Annotated in this window: 12 protein-coding genes; 10 read left to right on the top strand and 2 right to left on the bottom strand. The window is 69.0% G+C overall.

Annotated elements, in window-relative coordinates:
- Positions 1-29: 29 nt before the first annotated feature.
- The 3 genes from tauA to WS54_RS28045 are packed head-to-tail and all read left to right on the top strand — an operon-like array spanning position 30 to position 2,860.
- A complete protein-coding gene (gene tauA / locus WS54_RS28055) occupies positions 30-1,046 on the top strand; it encodes a taurine ABC transporter substrate-binding protein (RefSeq protein WP_034208482.1) in 1,017 nt (338 codons plus the stop codon).
- A gap of 39 nt (positions 1,047-1,085) precedes the next feature.
- A complete protein-coding gene (locus WS54_RS28050) occupies positions 1,086-1,886 on the top strand; it encodes a taurine ABC transporter ATP-binding protein (protein ID WP_059781397.1) in 801 nt (266 codons plus the stop codon).
- Positions 1,883-2,860, top strand: a complete 978-nt coding sequence (locus tag WS54_RS28045) for an ABC transporter permease (RefSeq protein ID WP_059781399.1) — start codon at positions 1,883-1,885, stop codon at positions 2,858-2,860. Before WS54_RS28050 ends, WS54_RS28045 begins: the two co-directional genes overlap by 4 nt.
- A 48-nt stretch (positions 2,861-2,908) precedes the next feature.
- Here the strand turns inward: WS54_RS28045 and ggt are convergent, their stop codons facing one another.
- Both ggt and WS54_RS28035 read right to left on the bottom strand, forming a co-directional pair.
- Positions 2,909-4,783 carry a gamma-glutamyltransferase gene (gene ggt / locus WS54_RS28040; protein ID WP_059781400.1) on the bottom strand — a complete coding sequence of 625 codons (1,875 nt, stop codon included), beginning with the start codon at positions 4,781-4,783 and terminating at the stop codon, positions 2,909-2,911.
- A gap of 89 nt (positions 4,784-4,872) precedes the next feature.
- Positions 4,873-5,835: a LysR family transcriptional regulator gene (locus WS54_RS28035; protein ID WP_034208478.1), complete on the bottom strand. Its 963-nt coding sequence runs from the start codon at positions 5,833-5,835 to the stop codon at positions 4,873-4,875.
- A 259-nt stretch (positions 5,836-6,094) separates the two neighbouring features.
- Between WS54_RS28035 and WS54_RS28030 the strand changes: the two genes are divergently transcribed.
- The 7 genes from WS54_RS28030 to WS54_RS28000 all read left to right on the top strand — a co-directional run bounded on the left by WS54_RS28030 (position 6,095) and on the right by WS54_RS28000 (position 15,595).
- Entirely contained in the window at positions 6,095-8,230 is a 2,136-nt protein-coding gene (locus tag WS54_RS28030; protein ID WP_059781402.1) for a 3-hydroxyacyl-CoA dehydrogenase NAD-binding domain-containing protein, read from the top strand.
- A 29-nt stretch (positions 8,231-8,259) separates the two neighbouring features.
- Entirely contained in the window at positions 8,260-9,456 is a 1,197-nt protein-coding gene (locus WS54_RS28025; RefSeq protein ID WP_059781405.1) for an acyl-CoA dehydrogenase family protein, read from the top strand.
- Between the two features lie 14 nt (positions 9,457-9,470).
- On the top strand, positions 9,471-10,607 hold the full coding sequence (locus WS54_RS28020; RefSeq protein WP_059781407.1) for an acyl-CoA dehydrogenase family protein: 1,137 nt from the start codon (positions 9,471-9,473) through the stop codon (positions 10,605-10,607).
- Positions 10,608-10,636: 29 nt separating this feature from the next.
- Positions 10,637-11,842, top strand: a complete 1,206-nt coding sequence (locus WS54_RS28015) for a CaiB/BaiF CoA transferase family protein (protein WP_059781495.1) — start codon at positions 10,637-10,639, stop codon at positions 11,840-11,842.
- 103 nt (positions 11,843-11,945) lie between these two features.
- On the top strand, positions 11,946-12,251 hold the full coding sequence (locus WS54_RS28010) for a DUF485 domain-containing protein (RefSeq protein ID WP_034208474.1): 306 nt from the start codon (positions 11,946-11,948) through the stop codon (positions 12,249-12,251).
- 11 nt (positions 12,252-12,262) lie between these two features.
- Complete coding sequence (locus WS54_RS28005; protein WP_059781409.1) at positions 12,263-13,948, top strand: cation acetate symporter; 1,686 nt, start codon at positions 12,263-12,265, stop codon at positions 13,946-13,948.
- A gap of 357 nt (positions 13,949-14,305) precedes the next feature.
- A complete protein-coding gene (locus tag WS54_RS28000) occupies positions 14,306-15,595 on the top strand; it encodes a dicarboxylate/amino acid:cation symporter (RefSeq protein WP_034208472.1) in 1,290 nt (429 codons plus the stop codon).
- The last annotated feature ends 3 nt before the right edge of the window (positions 15,596-15,598 follow it).

The raw sequence follows: 15,598 nt of genomic DNA, 5'->3' as shown, positions 1-15,598 counted from the left end.
GCAACACCCGCATTCCGAAGGAGAGCCGCATGTCCCGTTTCAGCTTCATCCGCCGCGCGCTCGTCGCGCTGACCGCCTTTGCCGCGCTCGGCGCGGCGCACGCCGAATCGCGCGAAGTTGTGATCGCGTATCAGGACATGGTCGTGCCGTGGCGCTACGCGCAGGCGAGCGGTGAAGTCGAAAAGGCGACCGGCTACAAGGTCACGTTTCGCAAGCTCGACAGCGGCGCCGACGTGATCCGCGCGCTCGCGTCGGGCTCCGTGCAGCTCGGCGAAGCCGGTTCGAGCCCGATCGCGGCCGGCCTGTCGCAGGGGCTCGACATCTCGCTGTTCTGGGTGCTCGACAACATCAACGACGCCGAGGCGCTCGTCGCGCGCAACGGCTCGGGCGTGACCAGCGTCGCCGCGCTCAAGGGCAAGAAGATCGGCGTGCCGTTCGTGTCGACGTCGCACTTCCATACGCTCGTCGCGCTGCAGGCCGCGGGCGTGAATCCGAACGACGTGAAGATCGTCAACCTGCGTCCGCCCGAAGTCGCGGCCGCGTGGACGCGCGGCGACATCGACGCGACCTATATCTGGGACCCGGTGCTCGCGAAGGTCAAGCAGTCGGGCACCGTGCTCACGACGTCGGGCCAGGTTGCGAAGGAAAGCGGCAAGGCGACGTTCGACGGCTTCGTCGTGAGCCGCAAGTTCGCGCGCGAGAACCCCGAGTTCGTCGCGCGCTTCGTGAAGGTGCTCGCGTCCGCCGATGCCGACTATCGCGCACACACCGCCGCATGGCGGGTCGGTTCGCCGCAGGTCGCGGCGGTCGCGAAGGTATCGGGCGCGAACGCGGCCGATGTGCCCGCGAGCCTCGCGCTCTATGCGTTCCCGACGCCCGCTGAGCAGGCATCGCCGACGTGGCTCGGCGGCGGCGCGCAGTCGGGCGCCGCGAAGTCGCTCGCGGCCACCGCTGCGTTCCTCAAATCGCAAGGCACGATTCAGACGGTGCTCGCGGATTATTCGGTCGGCGTCGATCCGCAGTTCGTGCAGAAGGCCGCGCGTTGAGCGCGGTCATCCGGCCCATTCATCGCGGAGCCTTCGATCATGAGCACGCTGGAAGTTCGCCAGGTATCGGTCGCCTATCCGGGCGAGCGCGGCAGGCCCACGACGCAGGCGCTCGCGCGCGTCGACCTGCGCATCGATTCCGGTGAATTCGTCGTCGCGCTCGGTGCGTCCGGCTGTGGAAAGACGACGCTGCTGAACTGCATGGCCGGCTTCGTCGCGCCGACGACGGGCGACGTATGCGTCGACGGCGTGCCGGTCACGGGCCCCGGCGCCGATCGCGGCGTCGTGTTCCAGAAATACGCGCTGCTGCCGTGGCTCGACGTGCTCGACAACGTCGCGCTCGGGCTGCGCTTCGCACGCGTGTCGAAGGCCGAACGCGAAGCGCGCGCGGCGGAGATGCTCGCGCTCGTCGGCCTCGAGCGTCATGCGCATGCGCGCGTGTACGAACTGTCGGGCGGGATGCAACAGCGCGTCGGCATCGCGCGTGCGCTCGCGAGCGACCCGCGCGTGCTGCTGATGGACGAGCCGATGGGCGCGCTCGACGCGATGACGCGCGGCACGATGCAGGCGCTCGTGCTCGATGTGTGGGCGCGCACCGGCAAGACGGTGTTCTTCATCACGCACGACGTCGAGGAGGCGCTCTTTCTCGCGACGCGTCTCGTCGTGATGACCCCGGGCCCCGGTCGCATTGCCGAAACCTTCGAGCTGCCGTTCGCGCGCCGTTACGTCGAGTCGCGCGATGCGCGTGCGGTGAAGTCGTCGCCGGATTTCATCGCGTGGCGCGAGCGGCTGATCGCGTATCTGCATCGCGACGAGGCCGTCGCGGAGGCCGCGCGATGAGCGAATTCGCGCGGCACGGCGTGGCGGTCGGACGCGGCCGGATCAGTACATTGCACAGGCAGGACAGCATGAGCACGCAGGATTCTTGGGCGGCCGATCGCACGGCCGCGGGTGTCGAGCCGGACGACGGTCGCACGACGCGGGCCGAGGCTGCGGCGCGCGCCGTGCGTGCGCGTCGTTCGTCGGGCCGTTATCGCTTGCCGGGGCAGGGGAAAACGGCCGCGCTCAGCGCGGCGACGGTCGCTGCGCTGGCCGTGCTGTGGTGGGTTGCGACGCATCGGCAATGGTTGCCGCCGCTGTTCCTGCCCACGCCGGAAGCCGTATGGACGGCCTTCGTCGACGCGTGGCACGGCCGCATCCAGGGCGGCCTGCCGTTGTCCGAGCATCTGTTGTGGAGCGCTGCCCGCGTGTTCGGCGCGTTCGCGCTCGCCGCCGCGATCGGCGTGCCGGCCGGCATCCTGATGGGCGTGAGCCGAATCGCACGCGGCGTGCTGGATCCGTTGCTGGAGTTCTACCGGCCGCTGCCGCCGCTTGCGTATCTTCCGCTCGTCGTGATCTGGTTCGGCATCGACGAAACGGCGAAGCTCGTCGTGATTTTCCTCGCCTGCTTCGCACCGATCGCGATGGCCGCACGCGCCGGCGTGCGTGCGGCGACGGTCGAGCAGATCAACGCCGCGTATTCGCTCGGCGGCAGCTTCGCGCAGATCGTGCGGCACGTTGTGCTGCCGGCCGCGCTGCCGGAAATCCTCACCGGGCTGCGGATCGCGATCGGGTTCGGCTGGACGACGCTCGTCGCCGCCGAGATGGTTGCCGCGACGGCCGGGCTCGGGCAGATGGTGCTCAACGCATCGAGCTTTCTGCGCACCGACATCGTCGTGATGGGGATTCTGATCATCGGCGCGATCGCGTGGCTGTTCGATCTCGCGATGCGCTGGGTCGAGCGGCGGGTGGTGCCGTGGAAGGGGAGAGGGTGACTCGAAGCAGGCGGCGCATGCGCGCCGTCCGCTGCCGACAAGCGTCGATCATTCCCCCATCGCCACCCCTTCCCGCCGCGGATCCGCGCCACCGAACCACACCGTCTGCCCCTGCACGTTCAGCCGCTGGATCCCCTGCAGCCCCGAGTTCATCTCGACGACCTGTACGTCGTGCCCGCGGCCCTTCAGCCCGTCGACGAGCGCGTCCGACACGCGCCCGCGCTCGAGTTGCGTCGGCCCGTTCATCGACCCGAAGTTCGGCAGCGCGATCGCCTGCTGCATCGTCATCCCCCAGTCGAGCACGCCGACCAGCGTCTTCGCGACATGATTGATGATCGCGGGGCCGCCGGCCGAGCCGACGATCATCGTCACCTGCTTCGTCTTCTTGTCGAACACGAGTTCGGGCGACATCGCCGAGCGCGGCCGCTTGCCTGGCTGCACGCGGTTCGCGATCGGTCGGCCGTTGTCGGTCGACGCGAACGAGAAGTCGGTGAGCTGGTTGTTCAGCAGGAAGCCGCGCACCATCAGCCGCGAGCCGAACGCGTCCTCGATGCTGGTCGTCATCGACAGCGCCTGACCGTAGCGGTCGACGATCGCGATGTCGGACGTCGACGGCAATTCGGCGCTGCGGTCGTCGGCCATCGCCAGCGTCGCGCCCTGCGGCGTGCCGGCCTGCGCGACGCCCATGCTCGTGTCGCCGATCAGCCGCGCGCGCTGCGCGAGATAGGACTTGTCGGTGAGGCTCGCCCAGTTGCCGCCCGGCAGCGGCACGAAATCGGGATCGGCCACGTAGCGCGCACGGTCCGCGTACGCGAGACGCCCGGCTTCGCTGAACAGATGGGCGGCGAACGGCGTCGGCTCGTAGCCGAGCTCGTTGCGCACCGGCTTCTGCGCGCCGATCTGCTGCCAGTCGGGCATCGCCTCGAGAATGCCGAGCATCTGCGCGATCGCGAGGCCGCCCGACGATGGCGGCGGCATCCCGCAGACCACCGAGCGCCGATAGTCGGCGCACAGCGGCGCACGCACCTTCGCCTTGTAGCGCGCGAGATCCTGCAGCGACAGCAGCCCCGGGTTGGTCGGGTGCTTGCGCACCTTCGTGACGATGTCGCGCGCGATCGCGCCGCTGTAGAACGCGTTCGCGCCGCGGTCGGCGACCTGGCGCAGCACGGTCGCGAGCGCGGGATTCTTCAGCACCGTGCCGGCAGCCTTCGGTGTGCCGTCCGCATTGTAGAAATACGCGCGGGCGGCCGGGTCGTCGTGCAGGTACTTGTCGTTCGCGATCAGCATCGCGAGCCGCGGGCTGATCGTGAAGCCGCGCTCGGCGAGCCGGATGGCCGGCTGGAACAGCCGGCGCCACGGCAGCTTGCCGTGCGCGCGGTGCGCGGCGTCGAGCATCCGCAGCACGCCCGGCGTGCCGACCGAACGCCCGCCGACGACGCCTTCGTAGAAGCCCATCGGCTGGCCGGTCGGCCCGTAGAAGAGGCGCTCGGTCGCGGCGGCCGGCGCGGTCTCGCGGCCGTCGTACGCCTGCGTCGTCTTGCCGTCGAAGTACAGCATGAACGCGCCGCCGCCGATGCCCGACGATTGCGGTTCGACCAGCGCGAGCACCATCTGCGTCGCGATGGCCGCGTCGATCGCGGTGCCGCCGGCCTTCAGCATGTCGTAGCCGGCCTGCGTGGCGAGCGGGTTCGCGGCCGCGATCATGAAGTGCTGCGAGGTCCAGCCCGACTTGTCGGTCCAGCCGGACGACGGTTCGGGCGCGTGAACGCCGGGCAGCGGGACGGCCGCGCCCGATGCGGCGGCGACCGGGACGACGGCGCCCGATGGCGCGGACGGGGACGTGCAGCCGGCGTTGAACGCGACGAGCGCGACGGCGGCGAGCAGCGTCCAGGGACGCGAATGCGGACGAATCCGGTCGAACATTGAACCCTCGGCAGCAGTGAATTCGAAGGAGACGGCGGCGTTGACGTTGGCGCTGGCGCTGGCGCAACGGCGCCGCCCGTCCCGGCGCGCTATTGTCGCCGCGTGCCCGGCGGCTTGTCATCCGACAGGAAACCCTGACGCATCCCGCCGGGCCCGCCCCGGCCGGTCTTTCCGGCCTGTTCGAGGATGAATTCTATGAACGTCGACGTCGCGCGCGTGTGGTGGCGGTTCGGCATGTACAGCATGTACATGTGCGTGCCGAAGATGCTGAGCCGGTATGCGTCGAGCGACGTGACGACGGCGCCGCGGCGCAGATCGTCCTGCATCACGTAGTCGGGCACGATGCCCACGCCGATCCCCGCGAGGATCGCCTGGCGCAGGAACAGGAAGTTCTCCGAAATCAGCGTCGGCTCGAGCAGCACCTCGTGACGCTCGTCGCCGAGATACGCGGCGATCCGCAGTTGCCGGCCCATCACCGTCGCGGTGACGACCGGCGCGGCGGCCAGCGCGCCGAGGCTCGCCGGCATCCCGTGCGCGGCCGCGAACGCGGGCGACGCGCACGCGACGTAGCGCACCGCGCCCATGTCGCGTGCGACGAGGTTCTGCGGCGGCTCGGACATCACGCGGATCGCGATGTCGACTTCGTCGCGCATCAGGTCTTCCACGCGGTTCTCGAACACCACGTCGAGCACGATGCCCGGATGCCGCCGCTTGAACGCGAGCAGCCAGTCGGACATCACCATCTGCCCGTAGCCGCTCGGCACCGACAGCCGCACGCGGCCCTGCAGGTCCTGCCCGAGCGTGGTCACCGATTCCTGCGCGGCGAGCAGTTCGTTGCGGATGCGCCGGCCGTGCTCGTACAGCTTCAACCCGATCTCGGTCGGCTCCATGCGCCGCGTCGTGCGCCGCACGAGCTGCTGGCCGATCGAGCGCTCGAGCTGGTTCAGCCGGTAGCTGACGTTCGCCCGGCTCATCTTGAGCCGCTGCGCGGCCTTGCTGAGATTGCCGGCGTCGAGGATCTCGACGAGCAGCGTCAGCGCGTTCAGGTCCATGCGGGGTGTCTCCTGATCCGGCCCGTTTAACGATCCGAACTGGTCCGAAACGGTCCGAAAGCATTCAATGTCAAGTCAGACTTGACAGCTTGTAAAAGCGTGCAGGAATTGTCAATGAATCTCGATCAATCGAGAATCGAGTCATGCCCGGCAACCACGCCGGATCGTTTCCCGCCGCGCGGGACAGCTCGCGAACCGGCACCGCCCGCCGGCCTGGCGAGCGGTCCCGTCCGCCCGGCGCACCGCACTTGGAGACACGATGAATTCACCCGCTTCCCACGAACCCGCCCAGACGGGCACCGTCACCCGCGAGCGGCGCGACAAGGTGCTCGTCGTCACGATCGACCATCCGCCCGTCAACGCGCTGTCCGCCGACGTGCGGCGCGGCCTCGCCGACGCGATCGACGCCGCGCAGGCCGACGACGCGATCCGCGCGGTGCTGATCGTCGGCGCCGGCCGCAACTTCATCGCGGGCGCCGACATCCGCGAATTCGGCAAGCCGCCGGTGCCGCCGTCGCTGCCCGACGTGTGCGAGCGGATCGAGTCGAGCACGAAACCGGTCGTGGTCGCGCTGCACGGCGCGACGCTCGGCGGCGGCCTCGAGGTCGCGCTGGCCGCGCATTACCGGCTCGCGGTGCCGGGCGCGAAGCTCGGGCTGCCCGAAGTGACGCTCGGCCTGCTGCCCGGCGCGGGCGGCACGCAGCGCGCGCCGCGCCTGATCGGCGCGAAGGCCGCGCTCGACCTGATGCTGACGGGCCGCCATGCGAGCGCCGAGGAAGCGCTCGCGCTCGGCCTCGTCGATCGCGTCGCGCACAGCGACGACACGCTCGCCGAAGGGCTCGCGTACGCGCAGGAACTCGTGTCGCTCGGCGCGCCCGTGCGCCGCACGCGCGACGCACGGGGCCTGGCGGACCGCGCGGCCGCGCAGGCCGCGCTCGACGCGGCGCGCGCGGAATTGCCGAAGAAGTCGCGCGGCCTTTTCTCGCCGGCGAAGATCGTCGACGCGGTCGAGGCCGCGCTCACGCAGTCGTTCGATGCGGGGATGAAGCTCGAACGCAGCCTGTTCCTGCAGTGCGTCGACAGCCCGCAGCGTGCGGGCCTCGTGCATGCGTTCTTCGCGGAACGCGAAGCGGCGAAGGCGCCCGAGGCGCGGCGCGCGAGCGCACGGCCGGTCGAGCGGATCGGCGTGGTCGGCGGCGGCACGATGGGCGCGGGCATCGCGGTCGCGGCGCTCGACGCCGGGCTGCCGGTGACGATGATCGAGCGCGACGAAGCGTCGCTCGCGCGCGGCCGGGCGCACGTCGAGAAGGTGTACGACGACCTCGTCGCGAAAGGGCGGATGACGCCGGCCGCGCACGCCGCGCGGCTCGCGCGCTTCAAGGGCAGCACGTCGTACGACGCGCTTGCGCAGGCCGACGTCGTGATCGAAGCCGTGTTCGAGGACATGGCCGTGAAGCAGGCCGTGTTCGCCGAGCTCGCCCGCGTGTGCAAGCCGGGCGCGGTGCTCGCGACCAACACGTCGTATCTCGACATCGACGCGCTCGCCGCGAGCATCGACCGGCCGGCCGACGTGATCGGCCTGCATTTCTTCTCGCCGGCCAACGTGATGAAGCTGCTCGAGATCGTCGTGCCGGCGCGCGTGAGCCCGGACGTCGTCGCGACCGCGTTCGCGCTCGCGAAGCAGTTGAAGAAGACGCCGGTGCGCGCGGGCGTATGCGACGGCTTCATCGGCAACCGGATCCTCGCCGTGTACCGGACGGCGGCCGACTACCTGATGGAAGACGGCGCGTCGCCGTACCAGATCGATCGCGCGGTGCGCGAGTTCGGCTTTCCGATGGGCCCGTTCCAGGTGGTCGACCTCGCGGGCGGCGACATCGGCTGGGCGACCCGCAAGCGCCGCGCGGCGACGCGCGACCCGAACGCACGCTACGTGGAGATTTCCGACCGGCTGTGCGAGCGCGGCTGGTTCGGGCAGAAGACCGGCCGCGGCTACTACCTGTATCCGGACGGCGCGCGCGTCGGCACGCCCGATCCGGAAGTGGAAGCGATCGTCGCGCAGGAACGCGCGAAGAAGGGCGTCACGCCGCGCACGTTCACCGACGGCGAGATCCTGCGCCGCTACCTCGCCGCGATGATCAACGAAGGCGCGAACGTCGTGCACGAGAAGATCGCGCTGCGCCCGCTCGACGTCGACGCGGTGTTCCTGCACGGCTACGGCTTTCCGCGCTATCGCGGCGGCCCGATGCACTACGCGGACACGGTCGGCCTCGCGAACGTGCTCGCCGATATCCGCGCGTTCGCGAAGGAGGATCCGCTGTTCTGGAAGCCGTCGCCGCTGCTCGTCGATCTCGTCGCGCGCGGCGCGGATTTCGCGAGCCTGAACCGCATCGACTGAACGCCAACCGCATTTGCAACGGACCGAAGATGGACCTCGATTTCACGCCCGAAGAAGAAGCCTTCCGCGCGGAAGTGCAGCGCTTCCTGCAAACCGAACTGCCCGAGCGCATCGCGCGCAAGGTGAAGGGCGGCCTGCATCTGACGCGCGACGACATGCGCGAATGGCACGCAATCCTGAATGCCCGCGGCTGGCTCGCGAGCCACTGGCCGCGCGAATACGGCGGCCCCGGCTGGAGCGTCGCTCAGAAGTTCCTGTTCGACAACGAATGCGCGCTCGCCGGCGCGCCGCGCATCGTGCCGTTCGGCGTGAACATGCTCGGCCCCGTGCTGATCAAGTACGGCAGCGACGCGCAGAAGCGCCATTGGCTGCCGCGCATTCTCGACGGCACCGACTGGTGGTGCCAGGGCTATTCGGAGCCGGGCGCCGGCTCCGATCTCGCGGCGGTGAAGACGAGCGCGGTGCGCGTTGGCGATCACTACGTCGTGAACGGCCAGAAGACGTGGACCACGCTCGGCCACTACGCGAACATGATCTTCTGCCTCGTGCGCACCGCGACCGACGTGCGCAAGCAGGAAGGCATCAGCTTCCTGCTGATCGACATGAACACGCCGGGCGTCGAGGTGCGCCCGATCATCACGCTCGACGGCGAGCACGAGGTGAACGAGGTGTTCTTCACCGACGTGCGCGTGCCGATGGAAAACCTGGTCGGCGAAGAGAACCGCGGCTGGACCTACGCGAAATACCTGCTCACGTACGAGCGCACCAACATCGCCGGCATCGGCTTCTCGACCGCTGCCCTCGACCGGCTGCGCGCGGTGGCCGCGAAGGTCGCGAAGAACGGCCGACCGCTCGCGGACGATCCGTTCTTCGCGGCACGCGTCGCGCGCGTCGAGATCGAACTGGAAAACATGCGCACGACCAACCTGCGCGTGCTGGCCGCGGTCGCGGGCGGCGGCGTGCCGGGCGCGGAAAGCTCGATGCTGAAGATCCGCGGCACGCAGATTCGCCAGGAGATCACCGCGCTGATGCGGCGCGCGATGGGGCCGTATGCGCAGCCGTTCGTCGAAGAGGCGCTCGACGCCGACTACGCGGGCGAACCGGTCGGCCCCGACGAAGCCGCGAGCGCCGCGCAGCAGTATTTCAACAACCGGAAGCTGTCGATTTTCGGCGGCTCGAACGAGATCCAGAAGAACATCATCGCGAAGATGATGCTCGGGCTGTAACGAGGGACGCGACGATGGATTTCCAGCACACAGAAGACCGCCGGATGCTGGCGGACACGTTGAACCGCTTCATCGCCGAACAGTACGCGTTCCCGGTGCGCGACCGCATCGCGCAGTCGGCCGAAGGCTTCGACCGCGCGATGTGGCGGCGCTTCGCCGAGCTCGGCACGGTCGGCGCGCTGTTTCCGGAAGCCGACGGCGGTTTCGGCGGCGCGGGCTTCGACATCGCCGTGGTGTTCGAATGCCTCGGGCGCGGGCTCGTCGTCGAGCCGTTCCTCGGCGCGCTGCTGGCCGGGCGTGCGCTGTCGCTCGCGGGCGGCGATGCGCATCGCGACAAGCTCGCCGCGCTGATCGACGGCAGCGCGAGCGCCGCGTTCGCGCACGACGAGCCGGGTTCGCACTACGAGCTGACGACCGTGCGCACGCGCGCCGAACGTGCGGGCGACGGCTGGGTGTTGACGGGCGCGAAGGGCGTCGTCGACCAGGCCGCGCAGGCGGCGTTCTTCGTCGTCAGCGCGCGTGTGTCGGGGCGCGACGACGACGCGGCCGGCATCGGCCTGTTCGTCGTGCCGGCCGATGCGCCGGGCGTGTCGCTACGCGACTACCGGAAGATCGACGGCGGCCGCGCGGCCGAAGTGCGCTTCGAGCGCGTCGCGCTGCCGGCCGATGCGGCGCTCGGCACGCACGACGGCGAAGCGGGCGCCGAGCTGCTCGAACGCGTGCTCGGCTACGGGCTGCTCGCGCTGTCGGCGCAAGCGCTCGGCGCGATGGACGTCGCGAAGGAGGCGACGCTCGAGTATCTGCGCACGCGCAAGCAGTTCGGGATGCCGATCGGCAGCTTCCAGGCGCTGCAGCACCGGATGGCCGATCTGCTGCTCGAAGTCGAGCAGGCGCGCTCGGCCGTGATCAACGCGGCCGCGCAGCTCGATGCGCCGCGCGCGGTGCGCGAGCGCGCGCTCGCCGCGGCGAAATACAGCATCGGCCGGATCGGCACGCTCGTCGCCGAGGAATGCATCCAGCTGCACGGCGGAATCGGGATGACGTGGGAATTGCCGCTCGCGCACTACGCGAAGCGGCTCGTGATGATCGATCACCAGCTCGGCGACGAGGATCACCATCTCGCGCGCTACATCGCGCTGTCCAAACGATAACGGCGCAAACGCGAATGGAGGAGACGACGATGACGAACGACACGCGCGCGCTGCCGCTGGCCGGCGTGAAGGTGCTCGATTTCTCGCGTGTGCTCGCGGGCCCGTGGTGCGCGATGGTGCTCGCCGATTTCGGCGCGGAAGTGATCAAGGTCGAGCATCCGGCGCGCGGCGACGATACGCGCGACTGGGGGCTGCGGATCGGCGACACCGAGACCACGTATTTCAACAGCGTGAACCGCAGCAAGCGCTCGATCTGCGTCGACCTGCAGACGGAAGCCGGCCAGCGCCTCGCGCGCGAGCTGGCCGCACGGGCCGACGTGGTGATCCACAACTTCAAGTTCGGCGGCGCGGAGAAGCTCGGGCTCGGCTACGACGCGCTGGCCGAGCTGAATCCGCGCCTCGTGCACTGCGCGATCTCGGGCTACGACCGCTCGGGCGCGGAGGCCGCGCGGCCCGGCTACGACCTCGTCGTCCAGGGCGAGGCCGGGCTGATGGCGCTGAACGGCGAGGCCGGCCAGCCGCCGCTGAAGTTCGGCGTCGCGGCGGTCGACCTGTTCACCGGCATGTATTCGGCGCAGGCGATCCTCGCCGCGCTTTACGAGCGCCATGCGACGGGGCGCGGTCGCCGCATCGAGATGGCGCTGTTCGACTGCGGGCTGATGATCACCGCGTACTACGGGCTCGACGCGCTGCTGATGGGCGAGGACCCGCCGCGCTACGGCAACGCGCATCCGTCGATCGTGCCGTACGGCGTGTTCGATGCGGCCGACGGCCCGCTCGTGATCACGGTCGGCAACAACACGCAGTTCGCGCGCTTTTGCGACGCGATCGAGCGGCCCGATCTCGCGGCCGACGAACGCTACAGGACCAACCTCGGCCGTTCGGAGAATCGCGCCGACCTGCTGCCCGAGATTCGCCGCGAACTCGCGCGCCGCTCGCGTGCGACGCTGCTGGCGGCGCTCGCCGCCGCGGGCATTCCGTGCGGCGAAGTGCTCGGGCTGCACGAAGCATTGACGTCGGAACGCGCCACCCGCGCCGGGCTCGTCACGCGGCAGCCGCATCCGGTCGCGGGCGGCGTCGACGTGCTCGCGCCGCCGTACCGTTTCGACGGCGCGCGGCTGCCGGTGCGCGGTGCGCCACCGGTGCTCGGCGCGGATACGGACGCGGTGCTCGGCGGCTGGCTCGGGATGTCGGCCGACGAGGTGGCGCGGCTGCGTGCGGATCGCGTCGTGTAACGCGTTGCCTGGATTGCCGCCGCGGCGCGGGCGGAGCAGTCGATACGCGCCGACCATCCACGAGACAGCTCTCGCGATACGACGAGACGATATTGGAGACAACATGGAGCTTTCCGTCATCGAATCGGTCACGGCGCGCCCTGACTACCAGCAGCTCGTGCGGGCACGGCGCCGCTTCAGCTTCATGCTGACGGCGCTGATGATCGCCACGTACTACGGCTTCATCCTGCTCGTCGCGCTCGCGCCGCACGTGCTCGCCGCGCCGCTGTACCGCGGCGCGACGACGACGGTCGGGATCGCCGCGGGCGTCGCGATCATCCTCGTCGCGATCGGCCTGACCGCGTGCTACGTGCTGCGCGCGAACCGTGCGTTCGACCGCCGCGTCGACGCGATCCTGCAGCGTTCGTAACGGAGGCCGACATGCGATTCGTTTCGCGCGCGCTCGTCGCGCTGGCCGTTCTCGTTTCCTCCGCCGCCCGTGCGACCGGCGTCGCCGGGCCGATGCCCGACAAGGTCGAGCTGAACCCGGTCGCGATCGGGATGTTCTTCGCGTTCGTGTTCGCGACGCTCGCGCTCACGCGCTGGGCCGCGCGCCGCACGCGCTCGACACGCGACTTCTACACGGCCGGCGGCGGCATCACCGGGCTGCAGAACGGGCTCGCGATCGCGGGCGATTACATGTCGGCCGCGTCGTTCCTCGGGCTGTCGGGCATGGTGTTCATGTTCGGCTTCGACGGGCTGATCTATTCGATCGGCTTCCTGGTGGGCTGGCCGTTCGTGATGTTCCTGATCGCCGAACCGTTGCGCAACCTCGGCAAGTTCACGTTCGTCGACGTCGTCGCGTACCGCTTCGCGCAGCGGCCGATCCGGCTGCTGACGTCCGCGAACGCGCTGACGATCGTCGTGCTGTATCTCGTCGTGCAGATGGTCGGTGCGGGCAAGCTGATCCAGCTGCTGTTCGGGCTGTCGTACGGCACGGCCGAGCTGATCGTCGGCGTGTTGATGGTGGTCTACGTATTCTTCGGCGGGATGACCGCGACCACCTGGGTGCAGGTGATCAAGGCCGTGCTGCTGCTCTGCGGCGCGACGCTGCTCGCGTTGCTGGCGCTCGGCGAATTCGGCTTCGACATCGACGCGATGTTCCGCCGTGCGGTGGCCGTGCATCCGGGCGCGCTGTCGATCATGGGGCCGGGCAAGCTGATCCGCGATCCGGCCAATGCGCTGTCGCTCGGCATCGCGCTGATGTTCGGCACGGCCGGCTTCCCGCACATCCTGATGCGCTTCTTCACGGTGCCGAACGCGAAGGAGGCGCGCAAGTCGGTGCTCTACGCGACGGGCTTCATCGGCTATTTCTACCTGCTGACCTTCGTGATCGGCTTCTCGGCGATCGTGCTGCTCGCGCAGCATCCGGAATTCTTCCGGCTCGGCGCGAACGGCACGTTCAACCTGACGCACGACCTGCTCGGCGGCTCCAACATGGTCGCGGTGAAGCTCGCGCAGGCGGTCGGCGGCAACTGGTTCTACGGGTTCATCGCGGCCGTCACGTTCGCGACGATCCTCGCGGTGGTCGCCGGCCTCACGCTCGCGGGCGCGACGACGATCTCGCACGACCTGTACGCGCAGATGTGGGCGCGCGGCAAGCCCGACGAGCGGCTGGAAATGCGCATCTCGCGCGCGGCGACGATCGCGCTGTCGGCCGTCGCGATCGCGCTGTCGATCCTGTTCGAGCACGTGAACGTCGCGTTCATGGTCGGGCTCGTCGCGGCGGTGGCCGCGAGCGCGAATTTCCCGGTGCTCGCGATGTCGATCTTCTGGCGCGGGATGACGACGCGCGGCGCGGTGCTCGGCGGCGGCCTCGGCCTCGTGTCGGCGGTCGTGCTGACGGTGCTGTCGAAGTCGGTGTGGGTCGACGTGCTGCATCATGCGCACGCGCCGGTGTTCCTCGACAACCCAGCGCTCGTGTCGGTGCCGCTCGCGTTCGTCGGGATCGTCGTCGGCTCGCTCGCGGATCGCGGCGAGCGCGCGCGCCGCGAGCGCGACGCGTTCGCGCGGCAGGAGTTCTACGCGCAGACGGGCGTGCTCGCGAGCCGGGCCGTGCAGCACTGATTCATCTGATGAAACAATGCGTCCGTCCGGATCGCCGGACGGATATTTTCCGGAAATCCGGAATTCCGGATTTCCTTGCCTGCCGCATTACGGGAAATACAATGAAAACAATGGCTTGAGGGGTTCCGGAAACCTGGCATCGACCTTGCAATATGAAAAGCACGGCCATCCCCCGGCCCGACTATTAAACCAAGGAGACAATCGATGACCAGCGCCTTCCTCCCCTGTCGGATGTTCTGAGGCATCGCTTGTTGCGGCACGGCAGCCGCGCGGGCGAATGCCTTCTCCCCTGAGACATTCGCCTGCGCGCGTGACGCCGTTTCCACCGGCTCATCATCTACTTCAGCAGGAACCATCGTGAAGAAGAAACCCTTCTACAAAGTGCTCTATGTGCAGGTGATCTTCGCCATCATCGTCGGCGTGATCCTCGGCCACTACTACCCGGCGCTCGCCACCGACATGAAGCCGCTCGGCGACGGGTTCATCAAGCTGATCAAGATGGTGATCGGCCCGATCATCTTCTGTACGGTCGTCACCGGCATCGCCGGCATGGAGGACATGAAGAAGGTCGGCCGCGTCGGCGGCAAGGCGCTGCTGTACTTCGAGATCGTGTCGACCTTCGCGCTGGTGCTCGGCCTCGCGGCCACGCACCTGCTGCGTCCGGGCGTCGGCTTCAACATCGATCCGGCGACGCTGAACGGCAAGGAAGTCGCGTCGTACGCGGCGAAGGCGCACGGGCAGTCGACCGTCGACTTCCTGATGCACATCATCCCGAACACGATGGTCGACGCGTTCGCGCAGGGCGAAATCCTGCAGATCCTGCTGATCGCGCTGCTGTTCGGCAGCGTGCTCGCGCACCTCGGCGAGCGCGGCAAGGTCGTGACCGACTTCATCGACGGCCTGACGCGCGTGCTGTTCGGCATCGTGCACATCGTCACGAAGCTGGCCCCGATCGGCGCGTTCGGCGCGATGGCGTTCACGATCGGCAAGTACGGCGTCGGCTCGCTGGTGCCGCTGCTCAAGCTGATCGGCACGTTCTACCTGACGTCGGTCGTGTTCGTGCTCGTCGTGCTCGGCGCGATCGCGCGCTTCACCGGCTTCTCGATCATCCGCTTCGTGTCGTACATCAAGGAAGAGCTGCTGATCGTGCTCGGCACGAGCTCGTCGGAAGCCGCGCTGCCGCAGTTGATGGAAAAGCTCGAGAAGGCGGGCTGCTCGCGTTCGGTCGTCGGCCTCGTCGTGCCGACCGGCTATTCGTTCAACCTCGACGGCACCAACATCTACATGACGATGGCCGTGCTGTTCATCGCGCAGGCGACCAACATCGAGCTGACGTGGATGCAGCAGCTCACGCTGCTGGCCGTCGCGATGCTGACGTCGAAGGGCGCGAGCGGCGTGACCGGTGCGGGCTTCATCACGCTCGCCGCGACGCTGGCCGTCGTGCCGACGATCCCGCTGTCGGGCATGGTGCTGATCCTCGGCATCGACCGCTTCATGAGCGAATGCCGCGCGCTGACGAACATCGTCGGCAACGGCGTGGCAACCGTCGTCGTGTCGGCGTGGGAGAAGGAGCTCGACCGCAACAAGCTGCGCCAGGCGCTGAAGGGCGGCGCCGAAGTCGCGCCGACCGAGACGGCCGGCGTCTGACGC

The sequence above is a fragment of the Burkholderia sp. NRF60-BP8 genome, from assembly GCF_001522585.2.
Classification (GTDB): Bacteria; Pseudomonadota; Gammaproteobacteria; order Burkholderiales; family Burkholderiaceae; genus Burkholderia.
The sequence above is the reverse complement of the archived record's forward strand: the minus strand, read 5'-3'. Positions and strand labels throughout refer to the sequence as shown.

Excerpts from the sequence above, each read along its gene's own strand:
- tauA (WP_034208482.1), top strand. The coding sequence starts at position 30 with ATGTCCCGTTTCAGCTTCATCCGCCGCGCGCTCGTCGCGCTGACCGCC.
- WS54_RS28050 (WP_059781397.1), top strand. The coding sequence starts at position 1,086 with ATGAGCACGCTGGAAGTTCGCCAGGTATCGGTCGCCTATCCGGGCGAG.
- WS54_RS28045 (WP_059781399.1), top strand. The coding sequence starts at position 1,883 with ATGAGCGAATTCGCGCGGCACGGCGTGGCGGTCGGACGCGGCCGGATC.
- ggt (WP_059781400.1), bottom strand. The coding sequence starts at position 4,783 with ATGTTCGACCGGATTCGTCCGCATTCGCGTCCCTGGACGCTGCTCGCC.
- WS54_RS28035 (WP_034208478.1), bottom strand. The coding sequence starts at position 5,835 with ATGGACCTGAACGCGCTGACGCTGCTCGTCGAGATCCTCGACGCCGGC.
- WS54_RS28030 (WP_059781402.1), top strand. The coding sequence starts at position 6,095 with ATGAATTCACCCGCTTCCCACGAACCCGCCCAGACGGGCACCGTCACC.
- WS54_RS28025 (WP_059781405.1), top strand. The coding sequence starts at position 8,260 with ATGGACCTCGATTTCACGCCCGAAGAAGAAGCCTTCCGCGCGGAAGTG.
- WS54_RS28020 (WP_059781407.1), top strand. The coding sequence starts at position 9,471 with ATGGATTTCCAGCACACAGAAGACCGCCGGATGCTGGCGGACACGTTG.
- WS54_RS28015 (WP_059781495.1), top strand. The coding sequence starts at position 10,637 with ATGACGAACGACACGCGCGCGCTGCCGCTGGCCGGCGTGAAGGTGCTC.
- WS54_RS28010 (WP_034208474.1), top strand. The coding sequence starts at position 11,946 with ATGGAGCTTTCCGTCATCGAATCGGTCACGGCGCGCCCTGACTACCAG.
- WS54_RS28005 (WP_059781409.1), top strand. The coding sequence starts at position 12,263 with ATGCGATTCGTTTCGCGCGCGCTCGTCGCGCTGGCCGTTCTCGTTTCC.